The sequence below is a fragment of the Candidatus Vicinibacter affinis genome (genome assembly GCA_016714365.1).
GTDB lineage: Bacteria > Bacteroidota > Bacteroidia > Chitinophagales > Saprospiraceae > Vicinibacter > Vicinibacter affinis.
Genome location: JADJNH010000005.1, coordinates 2,174,831 through 2,194,261 on the forward strand (window position 1 = coordinate 2,174,831; position 19,431 = coordinate 2,194,261).

Annotated in this window: 15 protein-coding genes; 10 read left to right on the top strand and 5 right to left on the bottom strand. The window is 40.0% G+C overall.

The window, feature by feature from the left end:
* Positions 1–26 precede the first annotated feature (26 nt).
* On the top strand, positions 27–626 hold the full coding sequence (locus IPJ53_08575) for a DUF479 domain-containing protein (protein ID MBK7799153.1): 600 nt from the start codon (positions 27–29) through the stop codon (positions 624–626).
* Here the strand turns inward: IPJ53_08575 and IPJ53_08580 are convergent.
* Both IPJ53_08580 and ubiE read right to left on the bottom strand, forming a co-directional pair.
* Positions 598–1,314: an outer membrane beta-barrel protein gene (locus IPJ53_08580; GenBank protein MBK7799154.1), complete on the bottom strand. Its 717-nt coding sequence runs from the start codon at positions 1,312–1,314 to the stop codon at positions 598–600. The two genes, IPJ53_08575 and IPJ53_08580, sit on opposite strands and share 29 nt — an antisense overlap.
* Positions 1,284–2,018 (bottom strand): bifunctional demethylmenaquinone methyltransferase/2-methoxy-6-polyprenyl-1,4-benzoquinol methylase UbiE, encoded by a 735-nt coding sequence (gene ubiE, locus IPJ53_08585; GenBank protein MBK7799155.1) that lies wholly within the window; start codon positions 2,016–2,018, stop codon positions 1,284–1,286. The genes IPJ53_08580 and ubiE overlap by 31 nt, the downstream gene beginning before the upstream one ends.
* A gap of 187 nt (positions 2,019–2,205) precedes the next feature.
* Between ubiE and gyrA the strand changes: the two genes are divergently transcribed.
* Positions 2,206–4,719 carry a DNA gyrase subunit A gene (gyrA, locus tag IPJ53_08590; GenBank protein ID MBK7799156.1) on the top strand — a complete coding sequence of 838 codons (2,514 nt, stop codon included), beginning with the start codon at positions 2,206–2,208 and terminating at the stop codon, positions 4,717–4,719.
* 92 nt (positions 4,720–4,811) lie between these two features.
* Entirely contained in the window at positions 4,812–6,110 is a 1,299-nt protein-coding gene (locus tag IPJ53_08595) for a hypothetical protein (protein MBK7799157.1), read from the top strand.
* Positions 6,111–6,649: 539 nt separating this feature from the next.
* Here IPJ53_08595 and IPJ53_08600 read toward each other — a convergent pair.
* Positions 6,650–7,696, bottom strand: a complete 1,047-nt coding sequence (locus tag IPJ53_08600; protein ID MBK7799158.1) for a hypothetical protein — start codon at positions 7,694–7,696, stop codon at positions 6,650–6,652.
* A gap of 334 nt (positions 7,697–8,030) precedes the next feature.
* On the bottom strand, positions 8,031–9,014 hold the full coding sequence (locus IPJ53_08605; protein ID MBK7799159.1) for a M23 family metallopeptidase: 984 nt from the start codon (positions 9,012–9,014) through the stop codon (positions 8,031–8,033).
* A 190-nt stretch (positions 9,015–9,204) separates the two neighbouring features.
* Here IPJ53_08605 and alaS point away from each other — a divergent pair, with 190 nt between their 5' ends.
* The 7 genes from alaS to IPJ53_08640 all read left to right on the top strand — a co-directional run bounded on the left by alaS (position 9,205) and on the right by IPJ53_08640 (position 17,232).
* Positions 9,205–11,838 carry an alanine--tRNA ligase gene (gene alaS / locus IPJ53_08610; GenBank protein ID MBK7799160.1) on the top strand — a complete coding sequence of 878 codons (2,634 nt, stop codon included), beginning with the start codon at positions 9,205–9,207 and terminating at the stop codon, positions 11,836–11,838.
* 9 nt (positions 11,839–11,847) lie between these two features.
* A complete protein-coding gene (locus IPJ53_08615) occupies positions 11,848–12,144 on the top strand; it encodes a hypothetical protein (GenBank protein ID MBK7799161.1) in 297 nt (98 codons plus the stop codon).
* A 1-nt stretch (position 12,145) separates the two neighbouring features.
* Positions 12,146–13,117: a Gfo/Idh/MocA family oxidoreductase gene (locus IPJ53_08620; GenBank protein ID MBK7799162.1), complete on the top strand. Its 972-nt coding sequence runs from the start codon at positions 12,146–12,148 to the stop codon at positions 13,115–13,117.
* Positions 13,110–13,970, top strand: coding sequence for a hypothetical protein (locus IPJ53_08625; protein MBK7799163.1), 861 nt, complete (start codon positions 13,110–13,112; stop codon positions 13,968–13,970). The genes IPJ53_08620 and IPJ53_08625 overlap by 8 nt, the downstream gene beginning before the upstream one ends.
* Entirely contained in the window at positions 13,970–15,382 is a 1,413-nt protein-coding gene (locus tag IPJ53_08630; protein ID MBK7799164.1) for a sugar transferase, read from the top strand. Before IPJ53_08625 ends, IPJ53_08630 begins: the two co-directional genes overlap by 1 nt.
* Positions 15,383–15,491: 109 nt before the next feature.
* Complete coding sequence (locus IPJ53_08635) at positions 15,492–16,472, top strand: pyruvate dehydrogenase complex E1 component subunit beta (protein MBK7799165.1); 981 nt, start codon at positions 15,492–15,494, stop codon at positions 16,470–16,472.
* A 67-nt stretch (positions 16,473–16,539) separates the two neighbouring features.
* On the top strand, positions 16,540–17,232 hold the full coding sequence (locus tag IPJ53_08640; GenBank protein MBK7799166.1) for a hypothetical protein: 693 nt from the start codon (positions 16,540–16,542) through the stop codon (positions 17,230–17,232).
* Between the two features lie 227 nt (positions 17,233–17,459).
* Here IPJ53_08640 and IPJ53_08645 read toward each other — a convergent pair whose 3' ends face one another.
* Positions 17,460–19,367 (bottom strand): PD40 domain-containing protein, encoded by a 1,908-nt coding sequence (locus IPJ53_08645; GenBank protein ID MBK7799167.1) that lies wholly within the window; start codon positions 19,365–19,367, stop codon positions 17,460–17,462.
* Positions 19,368–19,431: the final 64 nt, after the last annotated feature.

Here is a 19,431-nt window from a genome sequence, read left to right on the forward strand (position 1 = left end):
GGCTCGGTTATTATTCTTCTGTTAACATGAATTATCTCGCACATCTCGTTCTGGCCTACCCATATCAAAATCTAATGGTCGGTAATTACCTCGCAGATTTTATTCAGAAGCGGGATGAAAAAAATATTTTGGCCGATTTCCTCCCGGGAATTTCATTTCACCGTTGGATCGATAATTACACCGATCATCATGCCACCGTGGATGAATTAAATGTCATTTTCAGACCGGCTGTGCACAAATATGCACCAGTGGCAACAGACATTGTAATGGATTATTTTCTTCACTTCAACTGGAGTCTTTTTATGGAGGTTGATTATGATGTATTTGCAGAGAAAATTTATGATTTACTAAAATTGAAATCCATGGATTTTCCGGAGCCGGCGCAAACCATTACCCATCGCATGATTCAGGGATCATGGTTGGACCAATACAAATCCATGGAGGGACTTGCGGATGTTATGAATCGAATGAACCGCAAGGCAAAGTTTGATGTGCAATTTGAAAATACGCTGGAGATTGTCAGGAGCCAGCATGATAAACTGAATGCACTTTTTCTGCACTTTTATCAGGACATCAGCAGAGAAGCGGTGAGTTGGCTTAACCTTCGAAATGAAATGAAATCGTAAGCGTTCGGGAAAATAATTTGTCGATGATCGTAGACTCAATCAGCTTGTTGTCGTAAATCAAAACATTGTTCAAACCATGGGAGAACTTAATCTCAGGTGTGAAAATAAAATAAGGAAGAAAGAATTGCATTCCTGCTCCGATTTCAATTTGAAAATCGTGCGGCGATATTCTCACCAAATCAAAGCGGTTTTTATCTGAACGACTGTTGGAGGCAAAATCATAGGAATATTTAACTCCGGCAAGCATAAATACTCTGGCATCCTTGTATGGGGCAGAAGTAAAACGCACCACCATCGGTATTTCACCAAATACAGATTCCAGCAAATCCTCCTGAACCGGGCCACCATTGGTGGGTACGTAAAGCAATTTTCGGTATGAAAGTGAGATGGATGGAAGGAGGCGATAATCAAAATATTCGCCGATCTTAAAATTAGTAATCATGCTGAGCGTGAGGCCCGGGCTTGCAACTCCTTCATTGACCTTGAACGCACCTTCCGGTCTTAGTGTTCTGGAATGCTCCACCTTAAATCCTGAAGAGTTTAAAGCCAGCGTCAGGCCAAAATAATGGGACTTTTTCTTAAAGCCCTCATAATTGTAATTGCGCACTCTTGTTTGTGCAGACAAACTAAGAGTTGTAATACAAAAAACGAAAAAAACTATGGTTTGATACCGGTGTAAATGCAACATATACCTAAAGTCAGTGAACGGTGTGCACAGCGAACAAATCCCCTTTGTGACAGCCTCTCGAGAAAACGCTCATAATCCGGAAACTGTTGCACAGATTCATATAAATATTGATAGGCTCGTGGGTCTTTTGAGACCAATTTGCCAAAATTGGGGAGTAAGTATTTGAAATATAATTGAAACAAATGTTTGAATGGAAAACTCTTGGGCTTTGAAAATTCAAGGACGATGATTTTTCCACCGGGTTTGGTCACGCGATACATCTCAGCCAGACCTTTATCCAAATCTTCAAAATTGCGAACGCCAAAAGCAGCCATGACGGCTGAAAATCGGTCGGTGTCATAAGGTAAATTCTCCGAATCCCCCAGGTCCAGTTGAATTTTATCGGTAAGACCTAATTTATGGAGACGTTTGCGTCCCAATTCGAGCATCCCTTCAGAAAGGTCCATGCCACGGAATTTGAGGGTGGGGTATTTCTTATACGCCTGAATGGCCAAAACTGCGGTGCCGGTAGCCACGTCGAGCACTTCTTCCCCGGCCGGAACATCTGCCAATTCTGCAATGGCTTTTTTTCGCCAACTTCTGTCGATGCCTAAGGAAAGTACGCCATTCAAAAAATCGTACACCGGAGCGATGCGGTTAAACATTTGACGGACCTGTGATTTCTTGCTTCCTTCCAGGTCTGTATATGGTTTTGTTTCTGCCAAAAATGATGGATTTACGACAAAGATACAAGGCTTGACTCAGTTTAAATGAACAGATTATGCATGATGAAAAATAATATATTTAAGATAAAGAATTACAATAAATTATATAGTAAATAAAAGCTATGTTTTTTTCACAAATAGGCCTTATTTTATTAACTTTGCAGCCTTAAATAAACCAACATCAGGAATGGCAGAATTTGATAAAATTATCCAGGTTAACATAGAGGAACAATTGAAGACATCCTACATCGATTATTCCATGTCTGTGATCGTTTCCAGGGCTTTACCCGACGTTCGGGATGGCCTGAAGCCGGTGCATCGCAGGGTGCTTTACGGGATGAATGAATTGGGCATGAGGTATAACAAACCCTATAAAAAATCAGCCAGGATAGTAGGGGAGGTTTTGGGTAAGTTTCACCCGCATGGGGATTCCAGTGTGTACGATGCCATGGTTAGAATGGCGCAGCCCTGGTCCATGCGTTATCCGCTGGTTGATGGCCAGGGTAACTTTGGTTCGGTAGACGGCGACAGTCCGGCTGCAATGCGATATACCGAAGTGAGACTGGATAGAATCGCCGATGAGTTGTTGGAAGACATCGATAAAGAAACGGTTGATTTCAGACTTAATTTCGATGATTCTCTTCAGGAACCCACCGTATTGCCTGCAAGGCTTCCGAATTTGTTGATAAACGGATCATCCGGGATTGCGGTCGGAATGGCCACCAACATGCTCCCACACAATTTGAGAGAGGTTTGCGATGGTACCATGGCATATTTAGCGAATCCTGATATTACAGTGGAAGAATTGATGGAGCATATTCCTGCACCAGACATGCCAACCGGAGGAATCATATACGGGGTTGCCGGGATTAAAGAGGCTTATGAAACAGGACGCGGCCGAGTGGTGGTCAGAGGAAGAGCAGAGATCGAACAATATGACAACCGGGAGGCCATCATCATCACAGAAATTCCATATCAGGTTAATAAAGCTTATCTGATTGAGAAGATCGCAGAATTGGTAAATGAGGAAAAGATTACTGGCATTCATGATGTACGGGATGAGTCCGACAGGAATGGAATGAGAATCGTCATTGAAATCAAGAAAGATGCGATTTCTAATGTGGTGTTGAGTAATTTATTCAAGTATACCTTGTTGCAGAATAGTTACGGAATAAACAATATAGCGCTGGTAGGTGGCAGACCCATGACCCTTGGCTTAAAAGATCTGATCCGTGAATTCATAAAGTTCCGCCTTGAAGTAATCGTGCGCAAGACACAATTCGAACTTCGACAGGCCCAGGAAAAAGCACATATTCTCGAAGGTTTATTAATAGCCTTGGATCATCTGGATGAAGTCATTGCACTAATCAGAGGTTCAAGAACGGTGGATGATGCAAGGACTGGATTGATGGATACTTTTCAGTTGAGTGAGATTCAGGCGAAAGCCATCCTGGACATGAGGTTGCAGAAACTAACAGGACTGGAGCGGGATAAGATCAAGGAAGAGTATGACGAACTCATGAAGGAGATTGCCAGACTTCAGGAGATCCTTGGAAGTGAGGAATTAAGAAAGCAAATTATAGTGGATGAGCTCACAGACATCAAATCTCGATTTGGGGACGATCGCCGTACCGAGATTCAGATGGCGGAGGGTGAAATAAACATGGAAGACATGATAGCCAATGATGAGGTGGTAGTTACCATTTCGCATCAAGGTTACATCAAACGAACAAAAACTTCTGAATACCGCACCCAAACAAGAGGGGGAAGAGGTTCCACCGGAAGCAAAACCAAGGACGAGGATTTCATCGAACACATGTTCATTGCCTCCAACCACAATTACCTGCTGCTGTTTACAGAAATGGGTAAATGTTATTGGTTAAGGGTGTACGAAATTCCTGAGGCTGCCAAAACATCTCTGGGCAGGGCCATTCAGAATATTGTTTCCTTAGCCAAGGAAGATAAAGTCAGGGCTTATATCAATGTGGATAATCTTTCCAATGAGGAGTTTTTAAATTCTCACTACATCATGTTATGTACCAGGAAAGGAACCATCAAGAAAAGCAGCCTCGAAGATTTCAGCAGGCCTCGGGCTAATGGAATCATCGCCATTTCCATCAATGAAGGAGATCAGCTGATGGAAGCTAAACTGACCAATGGTAAAAATGAAATCATCATTGCCAATAAAATGGGACGTGCCATTCGATTCCCGGAAGCCACTGTGCGCCCTATGGGTAGGAATGCAGCCGGGGTTAGAGGCATCAGCCTGGATGAAGCCAAGGGAGATGCGGTGGTCGGAATGGTTTGTGTGGATCCCGAGGATAAAACAACCAGCATATTGGTAGTGTCCGAAAAGGGCAATGGCAAGCGGTCTGAATTGGAAGATTACAGGATCACCAATCGTGGCGGAAAAGGAGTTAAAACGCTACAGGTTACTGACAAGACAGGACAATTGGTGGCCATTAAGATAGTGCATGATACAGATGATCTGATGATCACCACAACCAATGGCGTGACCATCAGAATGAGCATAGAAAGCCTTAGGGTCATGGGAAGGGCCACCCAGGGTGTGCGCCTGATCCGATTGGACGAAACGGATGAGATTGGAGATGTGGCCGTTGTAAAACGCGAAGAAGATGAAGAAGTAGTGCTGCCGGATGTTACAGAAATGCCTTTGGCCGATGACGATTCAGAAGAATAAAATTATAATTTTCTTAACGATAAATTTCGTTCAAGATGAAATCAAATTTGATCTTTTTTAGTTTATCCATAAAATTAAAACATCATTCAAAAATGAAAAACCTGATTCTTTTCACCTTGTTTAGTTTGCTGACATCCGGATTAAGTTTCGCCCAGGAACCGGAAAAAGATGTTAAGAAAGCAGATCGTTTGTTGGGACTTTATTTGCTGGATACCAAAGGCAATAAAGAAAAATTGGAAGAAGCAAAAAAGCTCATAGATGGTGCGTACACCAATGAAGCAGTTGCGGGAATGTACAAGACCTGGCTGGTCAGAGGAAATATTTACAACGAAGTGGCCGGGATGGAGAATACCAAGCTGGTGTTGAACGCAAAAGCAAAATTAGACAATCCAAATGCACCAGTAATTGCATTAGAATCTTTGACCAAAGCCATGTCCCTGGCGGTGAAAGGTTATGAAAAGAAAGACGTCATAGCTAGCTTGCAGGAGACCTCCCAATTTTTAAATAATTTTGGATCCAACGCCTATAACAACAATGATTTTATCGGAGCCTACAAGAATTTTGGCGGAGTTTTAAAAGTGGACAAACTGATTACAGAGGCTGGCGGAAAAGCCATATTGCAATCCAAAGACGATGTAAATCGTCAGACCTATATTACCGCGATTTGTGCTTTGAGCGCTAAGGCGGACGATGATGCTCTTCCATATTTTGAAGAATTGGCCGCTGCCAATTACACGGATTCAACAGGAGCTGGAGCCGTTGTTTATGAAAGTTTGTATAAACTTTATGAGAAAAAAGACAATGCAAAGGCAGAAAAATATCTGGCTGAGGGACGAACTAAATATCCGGAAGAAACCAATCTTCTTTTTGCTGAAATAAACCATTTTCTGAAATTAGGCAAACTGGATGAATTAATTGGAAAATTGAAAAAGGCCATTGAAATGGAACCAAATAACCTGTCCATCTACAATACTCTTGGAAATGTGTACGACAATTTGTGTCAGAAGGAATGGGAAAAGGGAGACATGGTAAAAGCGGATGAATATTTTAACGAAAGTTTGAAAAATTATGCGCAGGTTTTAGCCAAGGATCCAAACAATGGTACGGCGCTCTACAGTTCAGGCGCATTGTATTACAACAAGGCAGCCATCATCAGCAAAGAAGCCAATAAATTGGCCAATGATTATACCAAAGATGGTACCCGCAAATACAATGAGAAAAAGGCAGAAATGGAATCTTATTTTGACAAGGCACTGCCATATTTTGAAAGAGCAGACGCAGTAGACAATAAGGATGTAAATACCCTAATTGCATTAAAAGAGATTTATGCAAAGAAGGGTAATTTTGAAAAATCCAATGCCGCTAAAGCAAGATTGGAGGCACTCAAGTAGATTCATTTTTATCTAAAAAAATATTTTAAATGGCAGGCATAGTTCCTGCCATTTTTATTTATGATAAAGCGTGGAGTTTGAACATGCATTTGTGAGTTTCATCAATTGACTTATGACGCTTGATTTTCGTGGTTTGCAACTTCGGAAAAATACGGTGAAAAGTTTTAATCTTAGACACACAAACAGTAATAGCTTGTCTAAATGTAGTTATTCATTCATAAAAAATTTAGATAACAGGCCGCATTGAAAATGCTATGATCCTACGGCATCGCAGTTTGAAACTGCGACGAACAATGGTCTTGATTTTTGCGATTTCCAACCATCGAATAATTAGGTATAAAGTTTTAACTTTAAATACACGTATGGTATAGGTTTGTCTAAATGTAGTTATTCATTCATAAAAAATTTAGATAACAGGCCGCATTGAAAATGCTATGATCCTACGGCATCGCAGTTTGAAACTGCGACGAACATGGGGTTTGAAACTGCGAAGAACATAGGCAACTTGTTATAACTAATAAACTAATCAGTCAATAACTTCAATATTGGAATAAAACTACAGAGCTTGGTGGATTCTCTATAGACTCAAATTCAAACAATTTAACTACCATTCCTTGTTCATTATATTCATATTCTAGTTTCTGAATACTTGCATATAAGTTATATTGTAGAATATATTGTCCATTATTGTTAAATTCTGATTTATAAGTTACATTCATTAATTTGTTTTCAATTTCAATTGTTTGGCCTGAAGAATTATATTTCACAACAAAATGATTGGATAATTCGTGTTCAGAATTAAATTCAAGTCTCTCTAATATTTTTCCATCTTTTGAGAGAAGCTCTATCTTAGTTAGCTGTATTCCCTTTCCGCCAAAAGGCTTGGAGTAGTATAATAAGCTATCGTAGTCTTGCATTTCAATTTTATAGATTTTACTATCTAAAGTCCCCTCGTCATTTATCGGTTTTCCAGATAGTTTCATTGCTTCTTTAAATTCATCCGAGAATTTTAAATATTGTAAATATTCAGTCTTGTTATCTGTTTTTTTAATATGAATGTCGAAGTCACCCAAAGCATATTTGAATAATATTTTTTCATATTCACCACGGTCATTTTTTAAGATGTCAAGGCTCATTTGAACTTCACAGTTTGCACATTTTCTTTGACTGACGCTTGAAATATTTCCATCTGTAAAATAAGAATAAGTATTGTATTCATTGATCAATTTCATTTTTGGAAAATCCATAGTCTTTTTTACCAATCTTTGGTTTAGATCAAAACTATCCATTTGAATCATAAATGGGTTACCTTCATTATCATTTTGAATAGTAATGAATAAATTAGGTTGTGCAGCAGATCTGATTTCAGCACTTGACTCAAGCTCACCAGAAAATTCTTCTCCCTTATATTTATATTTAAAAGCACCTTCACCAGAATTAATATAACGTGTTTGGATTATTGGAAGTTGATATTGAAGACATTCAGGTTTCTCTGGCTTTTTAAATAAAAATTGTTCCAGCAATTGAGAATGAGATGGCTGAGCTTGAATTTGCAAAATCAGATAGAGAAATAAGACTTTTTTCATATTTTGAATTGAAAACGAAAATACTTCAAATGATCAGGATAGCAATGATTTTTATACATTATTTTTAGGAACTACCAATTAGTTGTTGCTGAGATCAAGATAGAAGGAAAGACTGCAAAATGTTCCTGGAGCATTTTGAGTAATAGCTTGTCTAAATGTAGTTATTCATTCATAAAAAATTGAGATAACAGGCCGCATTGAAAATGCTATGATCCTAAGGCATCGCAGTTTGAAACTGCGACGAACAATGGAGTCAGACATTGGAGAATGCTAAGCCAGTGCTTGACATTTTAAAACTAAAATAAGACCTTGTGAAAGGATGTAAGTTGTGATGTTAATCAAAGGATTGATTCGCCATTTCGGCTTTAGCCACCATTTCCTGGTATTCTTTTGGACTCAGTCCATCCATGCAATAGTGAATTGGGTTTACCGGCTTCCCGTTGAAGTGTACTTCATAATGACAGTGAGGACCGGTAGAGGTTCCAGTGTTTCCAATGCTGCCAATGATTTCCCCTTTCTTTACTTTCTGCCCCTGTTTAACTTTAATCACTTTCATGTGGGCATAAAGGGTCTTGTATCCGAAGCCATGATCTATCAGTACGGATTTTCCGTATCCTGAATTTTTAATCTCCACTTTAACCACACGCCCGTCACCGGTACTTTGAATGGAAGTTCCTTCAGGAGCAGTGAAGTCAATACCAGCATGCATTTTATTGACTTTATGAACAGGGTGCAAACGGATACCATAACCGGATAGATGCTGTACGTCTGTAGAAAGCCGATCCATTCTAACGGGTTTAACCGATGGAACACTGGCCATCATGTCCTCGCGGGTTCTGGCGAGTTTTTCCAAAGTATCCAGGGATCTGGACTGTAAATAAATCTGTCTTTCCAGTTTGTCTAAATATTTTTTAGCATCTTTCACTGTAGAACCACTGTTGCGGAATTGCCCTGTCCAGGCATAGGGGTCGTGACCTCCAACACCTCCATTCCAAACACTCGGGTCAATTGGATCCATACCGAATAATACTCTATGCACCTTGGCATCTCTGTTCTGGATGTTGGTAAGCACTTTTTCTGCACGCTCCAGATCATTTTTAATCAATAAATATTGATACTCCATCTGTGTGATTTCCTTTTTCAAGGCTTTTTCACGTGGTGAGGGAAAGTATTCTGAAGTAAAAAAGTAGAACAGAAAAGCGGCAACCACTACGGCAGAAATGAAGGTAAAAACTTTAAGGAAAACTGACTTTCTGGTCAGCTTTTCCTTCTCAAATTGAAGGGTATGGGGGTTATAAACATATTTTTCAGACCTCATATTCGGCAGCTATGTTAAATTAACTACTTTTGCGATCCGATTCATTTCGCTTTTTGTTTGATCATACAAAATTAATAAACATATCCCATACCACAAAACATACACAAATCTATTTCATATATATAAGAAAAATATTTGTGTAAAATATTGATTATGTGTGTAATATCATTTTGATTTTAACATGTTATATATGGAGTCCCGACTAATTCGCCAAAAGTTCTTGAGTTTTTTTGAAAAAAATCAACATAAAATTGTGCCATCGAGCCCAATTGTAGTGAAAAATGACCCTACTCTGATGTTTACCAACGCAGGGATGAATCAGTTTAAGGATTACTTTCTTGGCAACAAGCCGGCGCAAGACAAACGGGTAGCGGATACCCAAAAGTGTCTACGCGTCAGTGGTAAGCATAACGACCTGGAAGAAGTTGGGACAGATGGTTATCACCATACCATGTTTGAAATGCTGGGCAACTGGTCCTTTGGGGATTACTTTAAAGAGGAGGCCATTGAGCTCGCTTGGAAACTACTGACTGAAGAGTACAAATTGGATCCTTCCAGACTCTATGTTTCCGTTTTTGGTGGGGATGAGACAGAGGGTCTTGACAGGGATATGGAATCTGTTGGTTTTTGGAAAAAATGGGTGCCGGAAGACAGAATTCTCTTTTTTGGCAAGAAGGATAATTTTTGGGAGATGGGAGATACCGGGCCATGTGGTCCTTGCTCTGAAATCCACATAGATCTCAGACCTGAGGAGGAAAGAAAGAAAACTTCAGGTGCAGCTCTGGTCAATCTGGGCGTCCCGGAGGTGATGGAAATATGGAACCTGGTATTCATACAGTTTAACAGGAAAGTCGATGGGAGCCTGGAGGAATTGCCTGACAAGCATATCGACACCGGCATGGGATTCGAACGGCTTACCATGGTGCTCCAGGATAAGAAGTTTTCCTACGATACAGATATTTTCAGCGGAATGATCCAATTCATGGCTGGCTTCAGCAACATTCCCTACACCGGACAATATACCAGTACCCATAAATCCGATATGGCCATGAGAGTCCTTGCGGACCACATCAGAGCCATTGTATTTACCATTGCGGATGGAACAATTCCTTCCAACACCGGTCCGGGCTATGTCATCAGACGAATATTGAGAAGGGCCGTCAGGTATTACTATTCTTACCTAGGCATCAAGGAGCCATTTATGTTTAGATTGGTTCCTTTCTTGGTGACCGGAATGGGGGATGTTTTTCCAGAGATAAAAAGTCAGCAGGAACTGATTGTTCGTGTCATTAAAGAAGAAGAGAGTTCCTTCTTAAGAACCCTGGAAGGGGGATTGAAAAGATTGGAATTGCTTCAACCGGTAAAAGGGGTGATATCCGGGCAGGATGCCTTTGAATTATATGACACCTATGGTTTTCCGATAGATCTCACCAAACTGATTGCAAAGGAAAAAGATTGGGAAGTCGATGAAAAAGAATTCTCCGTCTGTCTTGTTCAGCAAAAGGAGAGATCCCGTGCAGATGCAAAAAAAGAATATTCAGACTGGAATTTGGTCGTGGAAGGTCAGGTGAAATTTGTAGGGTACGATGTACATGAAGTGGAGGGAACCAAACTTTTACGCTGGCGACAAATTCAAACAAAGGGACAGACTAAATATCAATTGGTGCTGGAGACTACACCGTTTTACCCTGAGGGTGGTGGACAGGTGGGAGACAAAGGAATTTTGTACTTTGACAACCAACCGGTGGAGGTTTTGGATACAGTGAAGGAAAATGATTTGATCCTTCACATGACCGATGTGCTTCCATCAGAACCAACTGCAGGTGTAAGGGCCGTCATCAATTCATACAGGAGATCCCTGATACAAAAAAATCATTCCTCTACCCATTTGCTGCATGCTGCACTCAGAAATGTGCTGGGCACACATGTTACGCAGAAAGGATCTTTGGTCAATGAGGATTACCTGCGATTCGATTTTTCTCATTTCCAGAAACTCAGTGCATCGGAAATGCTAAGAATTGAACAACTGGTAAATGAAAAAATTCGCCAGAACATTGCGCTCGAGGAGACCCGACATTTACCCATAGAGGATGCCAGGAAAGCGGGTGCCATGATGCTGTTTGGTGAAAAGTACGGAGAGGATGTACGGATGATCACCTTTGACCCTGTTTATTCAAGGGAATTGTGTGGCGGTTGCCATGTGGATTCAACCGGAGAAATAGGCTATTTCAAATTAATTGGAGACTCAGCTATTGCGGCAGGCATCAGAAGAATAGAAGCGGTTACAGCTGTAAAGTCTGAAGAATTTATGAGGAATCAGATCGAGCAACTTTCAGAAGTCAGGCAATTGCTAAACAATCCGCCCAATCTTATCCAGCAGTTGCAAAATTTGATAGAGGAAAACAAATCGCTTCAAAAAGAATTGCAAGAGCAGAAAGAAGCCAAGGCACTGGGCCTCAAAGATCAACTCGTTCAATCTGCACGGCGAATAAATGGCATCCAGACTTTAGTTACAAAAGTGGATCTGGGAGACAGCAAAATTTGCAAATCCTTGATTTTTAATTTAGGAAAAGAGCTGGATCCTGCCATCATTATCTTTGGGTTTGTTGAATCGGACAAACCTCAATTGATGTGTTACATTTCGGAAGAATTAACTACCAGCCAGGGGTACAATGCATCCGTCTGGCTAAGGCAAATTGCAAAACACATTCAGGGTGGTGGAGGAGGACAAGCTTTTTTTAGCACTGCAGGTGGTAAAAATGCGGAAGGAATGGATGCAGCACTTGCAGAAGCACGTACCATCCTCGATCAAAATCTTATTTAATCGCAGCGCATGAAAATATTACTGGTACTGACCATATTTGGATTGTTCATCCTGTTCAATCTGTACATCCGGGTGCGTACCCTTGGTTACTATCGTCAGTTGGTGCAACGGAGGATTCAGTTTACCTTTTCTCAAATGATTTCACTCAGGAGATGGAAAGAGGAAATCCTTCCTAAATATCCGGAAGATCAGGAACTGTTGCATGTATTCAGAAGGCATATGATTCAGACAGGCTTTTTGTTTGTCGCCATTGTATTGCTGGTGCTTCTACTTTTATTTCTTTTCAAGTTACAGATGACTTATTAAAATGGGAACAAAATTGAAGCTGGGTTTGACAGGCCTCGGGCATTTGGGTAAAATTCATCTTAAATGCATACTGGATTGTGAAGAAATTGAGCTGGTGGGTTGTTACGATCTGGATAAAGAATCCCTGCATAATATCTGTACTGAATACAATGTCAGAGCATTTGATTCTTATGAAGATTTACTGCAGAATTGTGAGGCAGTAGACATCGTGACCCCCACGGTGACTCATTTCAAACTCGCCTCTCAGGCGATCGCTGCCGATAAACACTGCTTTATAGAGAAACCAGTCACGGTAAGTCTTGAGGAAGCACTTGCCTTAAAAGAATTGCAACAAAAACATCCTGTAAAAATACAGATAGGACATGTGGAGCGATACAATCCGGGATTTCTGGCGGTCAAAGATTCCATTAAGAATCCTAAATTTATCGAGGCACATCGTCTGGCCACTTTTAATCCCAGGGGTACAGATGTATCGGTAGTACATGATCTAATGATCCATGACCTCGACCTCATCAGCGTGATTGCGCGTTCAAAACCAATTGATATAAAAGCCAATGGGGTCAGTATTGTTTCCAAGATGGCCGACATCTGCAATGCCCGCATTGAATTTGAAAATGGATTGGTAGCCAATGTGACCGCCAGCCGGATTTCGATGAAGCAAATGAGGAAAATCAGGATATTTCAGGAAGATGCTTACATCAGTCTTGATTTATTAACGAAGGAGGCACAGGTAATTTCATTGTTGGATGCTTATCAGGACAATACCATTGAAATTGACACCTACAAAGGAAAGAAATACATCAGTTTGTTTCAGGCGGATACAGAACCCGTAAATGCAATTAAAGAAGAGATAAAATCTTTTGCAAAAAGTATCGTTATGGATACTGAAACGGAAGTCAACCTGGAAGATGGAATCAGCGCACTAAGCCTCGTGGATGCCATTTTTCGCCTAATCGAAAACAGTAATGTTTAGAAAGTTATTTTTAGTAACCATCGCTTTAAACTTCTTTTGTTCTTGCACCCAACTGGATCAACAAGAAGCCATTCCTTCCTACGTCCATATTCCTTCACTCAAACTCCAGGTCAGCCCGGATCAGGGCAGCAGTTTTCATCAGTTTAAAGATGTATGGGTTTATGCGAATAATGAATATGTTGGGGCCTACGAAATGCCCGTTACGATTCCAATTGTCGCAGAAGGAAATACTGAAATTAAAATCTATGCCGGATTCAGAAAAAATGGAATGGTCACTCAACCGACCCGATATCCTTTTCTGGATCCCTATGTGATCAATGTCCCACTTGAAAAAACGAAAACAGATACCATTTTACCAGTTTTATTTTATGGAGGCGATGTTAAGTTTCCATTTATAGAGGATTTTGAGCGCATACATTTTTTTAATGAAGAAATTGATGGAGACCAGGAGACAAAAGTTATTCTGACAGCTGCTGCAGATGCCTTCGAGGGGGCTAATTCAGGAGAAATAACCGTGAGCAATAACCATCCAATTCTGGAAGCATGGTATGATATTCCAAAACCTATTCCGGTTAGTCCAAATCAGATTTACATGGAGTTGCATTACAAATCAGACATCCCTTTTTACGTTGGATTCATTGGATACAAGGCAGGAGAATCACCTACCAGATTAATCAATGCACTGGTACTTCCTAAATCAAGCTGGAATAAAATATACTTTGATTTTACCGACATTCTCAACAACTACAGAGGAGCGTCTTATAAAATGGCGGTGGCTGCTGCATACATCAAGGATACAGCCAAAACCGAACAGCATATTTATCTGGATAACTTTAAAGTGACGCATCGTTAATGGCCATCCGAAAAGAAAATATTCTTTATCAGACAGGCGATTTTCTATTAGCCGTTTTGTCCTGGTTTTTATTTGTCAATTACCTGCACAACAATAATTTTTTTATTCTCGATCCGGAGACAGAATGCAAAAAACTGTTTGTCCAAGGGGTATTGGTAATTCCAATAGGTTGGTATTTTTTGAATTTGTTGACAGAACAATATAAAGACGTTTATCGATTGTCAAGATGGGCAGTATTCACCCAAACTTTTGTTTTGGCACTTGCCGGTAGCATTACCATTTTTTTTGCTCTACTGTTGCACAAATCCCTCAATTTCGAAACCAGATATTTGAGGACCGTCTGTACTTATTGGTTTCTGCATTTTGGTCTGGTAGTAAGTTTTAGAATGATTTTTCTTTCGGTGATGAGCCGAAGGTTAAAGAAGGGGATAGTCGGCTTTAATACATTGATTATAGGCGGAGATCAGCGCGCAGTTGATTTGTACAATGACATCATGTCTCTTCAATTCAGTTTGGGACATAAGTTCGTTGGGTTTATACACTCCAATGGTGGAAGGTCAAATGAGCTCATCCAGTGTCTTCCTCAATTAGGAGGGCTGGCGGATATCGCAGATGTCATCAGAAAGGAAGGAATCGAAGAAGTAATAATAGCCATTGAATCCACGGAGCATTTGAAGCTTAAAAGCATTCTGGATGTCTTGTTTGAATTCGGGAATCAGTTGATGGTGCGTACCATTCCGGACACTTATGATATTTTGTTAGGTACGGTCAAAATGAATCACTTGTATGGTGCAGTTCTGATTGAGATCAAGCAAGAAATGATGCCCAGATGGCAGATCCTGATTAAGAGGTTGATCGACCTTCTGGTAAGTTTAGTCATGTTGGTGGTATTGTTACCTTTAATCTTGTACATCATGATCCGCACCAGGTTCTCCAGTCCAGGACCGGTCATTTACAGTCAGGAAAGGATTGGTGCGAATGGTCACCCTTTTATGATTTATAAATTTCGATCGATGTCAGTCGATGCGGAGCGAGAAGGGCCTCAACTTTCCAACGATCAGGATGAGCGGATCACCCCATGGGGATCGGTCATGAGAAAATGGAGACTGGACGAGTTGCCTCAATTTTTTAATGTATTAAAGGGTGATATGTCCTTGGTAGGACCAAGGCCGGAGCGAAGATATTTTATTGACAAAATCATGGAAAAGGCCCCGCATTATAAGCATTTGCTAAAAGTTCGGCCGGGCATTACCTCCTGGGGACAAGTCAAATTTGGGTATGCATCGAATCTGGATGAAATGTTGCAGCGATTAAAATATGACATTCTGTACATTGAAAACAGGTCTCTTGGCCTGGACATTAAAATACTATTTTACACACTTTGGGTATTGTTTCAGGGGAAGGGCAAGTAGTCAAGCCAATTGAAAGTTCGAGAACTCATTCCCAAGAATTCCCTCAAATATTCCAATTTCCTTCTGATGGTTGTTTATTATACCCTATTTTTGCCGCAAGAAATGGCTTATGAGTAGAATTATTACACTCAGGGATGCCCTAAGAGAAGGCATGTCTGAAGAAATGCGAAAAGATCCCAATGTATTTTTAATGGGTGAAGAAGTTGCCGAATACAACGGGGCCTATAAGGTCAGTAAAGGAATGCTGGATGAATTTGGTCCCAAAAGAGTAATCGATACACCCATCGCTGAATTGGGTTTTGCGGGTATCGGGGTAGGGGCGGCCATGAATGGATTAAGACCCATAGTGGAGTTCATGACCTGGAACTTTGCAGTTTTGGCATTTGATCAGATAGTCAACAATGCCGCAAAAACCTTGTCTCAATCATCCGGTGAATTCGGATGTCCCATAGTTTTTAGAGGGCCTTCCGGGGCAGCAGGTCAATTGGCCCAGCAACATTCTCAAACATTTGAATCCTGGTTAGCCAACTGCCCGGGCCTCAAGGTGATCTCATGCATTGATCCATATGATGCAAAAGGTCTTATTAAGTCAGCCATTGTGGACGATGATCCGGTTTGTTTCATGGAAGCAGAGACCATGTATGGATTCCAGGGTGAAGTGCCGGAAGGAGAGTATTATGTACCCATAGGTCTGGCAGCAGTCAGAAAAACAGGGAAGGACGTTACCATCGTTTCCTTTAACAAAATGATGGAAGTGGCCAAACAAGCTGCGGTGGAGTTGGAGAAAGAAGGAATTGATGCGGAGGTAATTGATCTGAGGACGATTCGGCCTTTGGATATAAAGACCATAATTGAATCTGTAAAGAAAACAAATCGCCTGGTGGTAGTAGATGAATCCTGGCCCTTTGCAGGCGTTTCCGCAGAAATTGCCTTTCAGGTGCAGCGACATGCATTCGATTATTTGGATGCTCCTGTGATCAGAGTAAATGCGGCAGATGTTTCACTGGGTTATGCACCCACCATGGTACAGGAATATTTACCCAATCCGGCAAAGGTCATCAAGGCGGTTAAATCTGTGATGTACAGATAAATACCGGTAAGTCATTTTTGAAATCATTTAGGTGAGGTTTAGTAGATTTTAGCTGAAAGATGAAAAAATGATAAACGAACTCCAAATACTAATTGAGGTATTGCAAAGTGAGCATGACTATTTGGAAAACGAATTGAAAGCTTGTATTAATGAATGGGATTTTGAGGGAGCAGAGGCATTTAAAAAGCCATTATTTTACACTAGGGAAAAATTGCGAATACTAAAAAATTTGGATAATCCAGATTACGATAAAATTCTTGATTTAAGAAATAAAATCGAAAGATTGAAAAACTACGAAGCGAAAGATGAGTTTACAAAATTCGCAATTCAGATAACGAAAGATAAAATCCCAGAATACGAAAATGAATTATCAAATCTTGAAAATAAGGAAAGGCAGTTTTACTACAATAGCGATGAATTGATAATTTGCTTAGAGAGAATAATAAACAAAGAAATAAGTGAATTTGAACTCGAAGTTGATAATGAAGGTGTAGTTTTTCAAATATCAAACGGGAATTCGAATTTGAAAATCGAGATTCGCTGGTCAGATAAATATTTATTAGATTATAAGAATGCGCGAATGGGAGTTACCGGATTGAAAGGAATGGGATTTTTGGTGACAGAGAAAAACGCAGTTAAAAAATTTGAGAATTTTGAAGGAGACAAAATTCTATCAATAATCGAACTTCTTTCAAGGGTTGCTTACGAGGTGTTTGGACTATACGGAAATAAAGAAGGAAAAATAAAAGTAAAAAAGTGAATCCAGCTGCGAACAATGGTTTGTGAAATTGGGGAAGAAGTGCTACAATTGAATACTGGAATTCTAATGGACTTTTGTTCTATATTGAGTATTTATGCTTTGAATACAACAACTTCACAAAACCCCAAACCGATAAAAGCCCTCTCAAACTGAGAAGGCTTTTGGTTTATTTTCTGTAGATTTTTTGTAAACCATCAATAATGGATCACCGATAATTTCTATGGAATCTATTGTCTAAACAACTTTCCATTTTCTTCAATCACAATATAAGCTTCTTTGAAGCCTTTAGCTTTTACTTTGTCCAGGGCTTGAATTGCATCGTGTGAATTTGCAAAATCACCTAAGACTATGATGGTCCAACCACCTTTTGTCCAATGTTCTATTTTACCGATGTCGCGCAGTGGAGATGGATCGAACCAATCCGGCGCTTTAAACTCTGCAACGCGAATTTTGAATTTACCGGTTTCGTCTATAGTTTCTTTTATGTTTTTAAAATCAGTCGAATTTTTCAAGATCAATTTAAAACGCTTGTCATCCAGGATATCTGCAACGACAAACGCCTCTTTAATTCCGCTCTTTTTCATGAGGCTTAAGGTAGCCAAGGCATCATTTAGTTTTTGAAAGCTTCCAATACGGATTTTATTAATACCATCTGATTCGACGCGATATACATCACCATATTTGGTAAATTTCTTAAATCGATCGGCCATGGCTTCATTAAAGTGGGAGATTGCGGCAATTTGTATAAAATATACTTTTTGCAATTGTTGATTTTTAGGCAAGAATCCAATGTTTGGATCATCAAAGACCAGTCCGGTTTCGTCTATATTTCCAACTTCTAAAGGCGCCACCAAAATATTCATGTCCATGGGCGATTTGAAGCTGATGTCAGATTCCATGATAGGATGCGCTGAACCAACGCCATTATTGAGAGCAACTTTAGAAGTTTTATATTGATGTTCACCGCCAATTTTTGATTCACGGTTGGAAAGAAAAACGCCATCATTTGTTGTATCCAGAATAAACTGATATTCATCTTTAGTGGAATTTACACAGGCTCCTAAATTATGGATGTCACTCCATGCAATTCCATCCCTGGTCGACCTGAATACATCAAAGCCTCCAAAACCATTATGCCAATCGGAAGAAAAGAAAAGATCATTATTTTTATAAAAAGGAGAGATTTCGTTTCCCGGGGAATTGATGAGAGAACCTAAATTTTGAGGTTCAGACCAGGAATTTTGATTGGATTCTCTGTAGCTGACATATAGATCATAACCTCCATAACCGCCTGGTTTGTTAGAGGCAAAATACAGAGTGTTTCCCTGATCAGCAAGTGCAGGAAAATTGGTGGAATAGGTTTGGCTGGAATATTCGTAAGTGCTTATTCCGGACCATGAGCCATCTTGATCTACCTGGGCAAAATACAAAGAAGTATTAGCGGATTGATTCATGAGCGTGGAAAGCGACTGCTTATTAGATTTTGTAAATGCTACAAAATCTCTACGATCACTGTAGGCAATAATTCCATTGGCAAGGGATTTCCCGTGAATGATTTCGTCCAGGGCAATGGACTTATCCATGGAGTTTGCGATTAATTTTGGGGCATTTGCAGGTTTTGAATTTGGAGCAGATTTAGTGGTCTGTTCATTACCTGATTCTTTTAACGAGCTTTGTTCGGCTTCCTCAACTTTATCAAGGCTGCAGCTTTTAGGCTTTGTTAACTCTGCCAAAGCAAAGTCGCAGGATTGAGCAAAATAATTTCCGATGGCAGGGTTAAATTGCGCATATTTCAAATACATACCCTTAGCAGAGACAAAGTCGGTTTGGTTGCGTAGAAACTCCCCATATTCAAAATACAATTCGGAATCCGGATGAGGTTTTGACAAAAGATATTTAAACATCTGATTAGCCTTGTGGCTCATGCCAGCATTTTGGTAAGATAATGCTAACAGTCTTTGTGCGTTAACGTCTTGATAATGAGACAATAAGTGTTTTTCAAAAAGGGGAATGGCTTCCGAATATTTTTGATTTTTAAAATGGTCTTTTGCAGATGTCAGAAGTTCATTTTGAGCATTCAGAATGCCTGCAAAAAACACGAAACTTATCAAAACGTAAAAACGAAATGATTTCATAAAAAAGAGTTTTGGTCGTAGTTTAACAATAGTACTGAAAATTAGACGCTAATGTATGACAAAT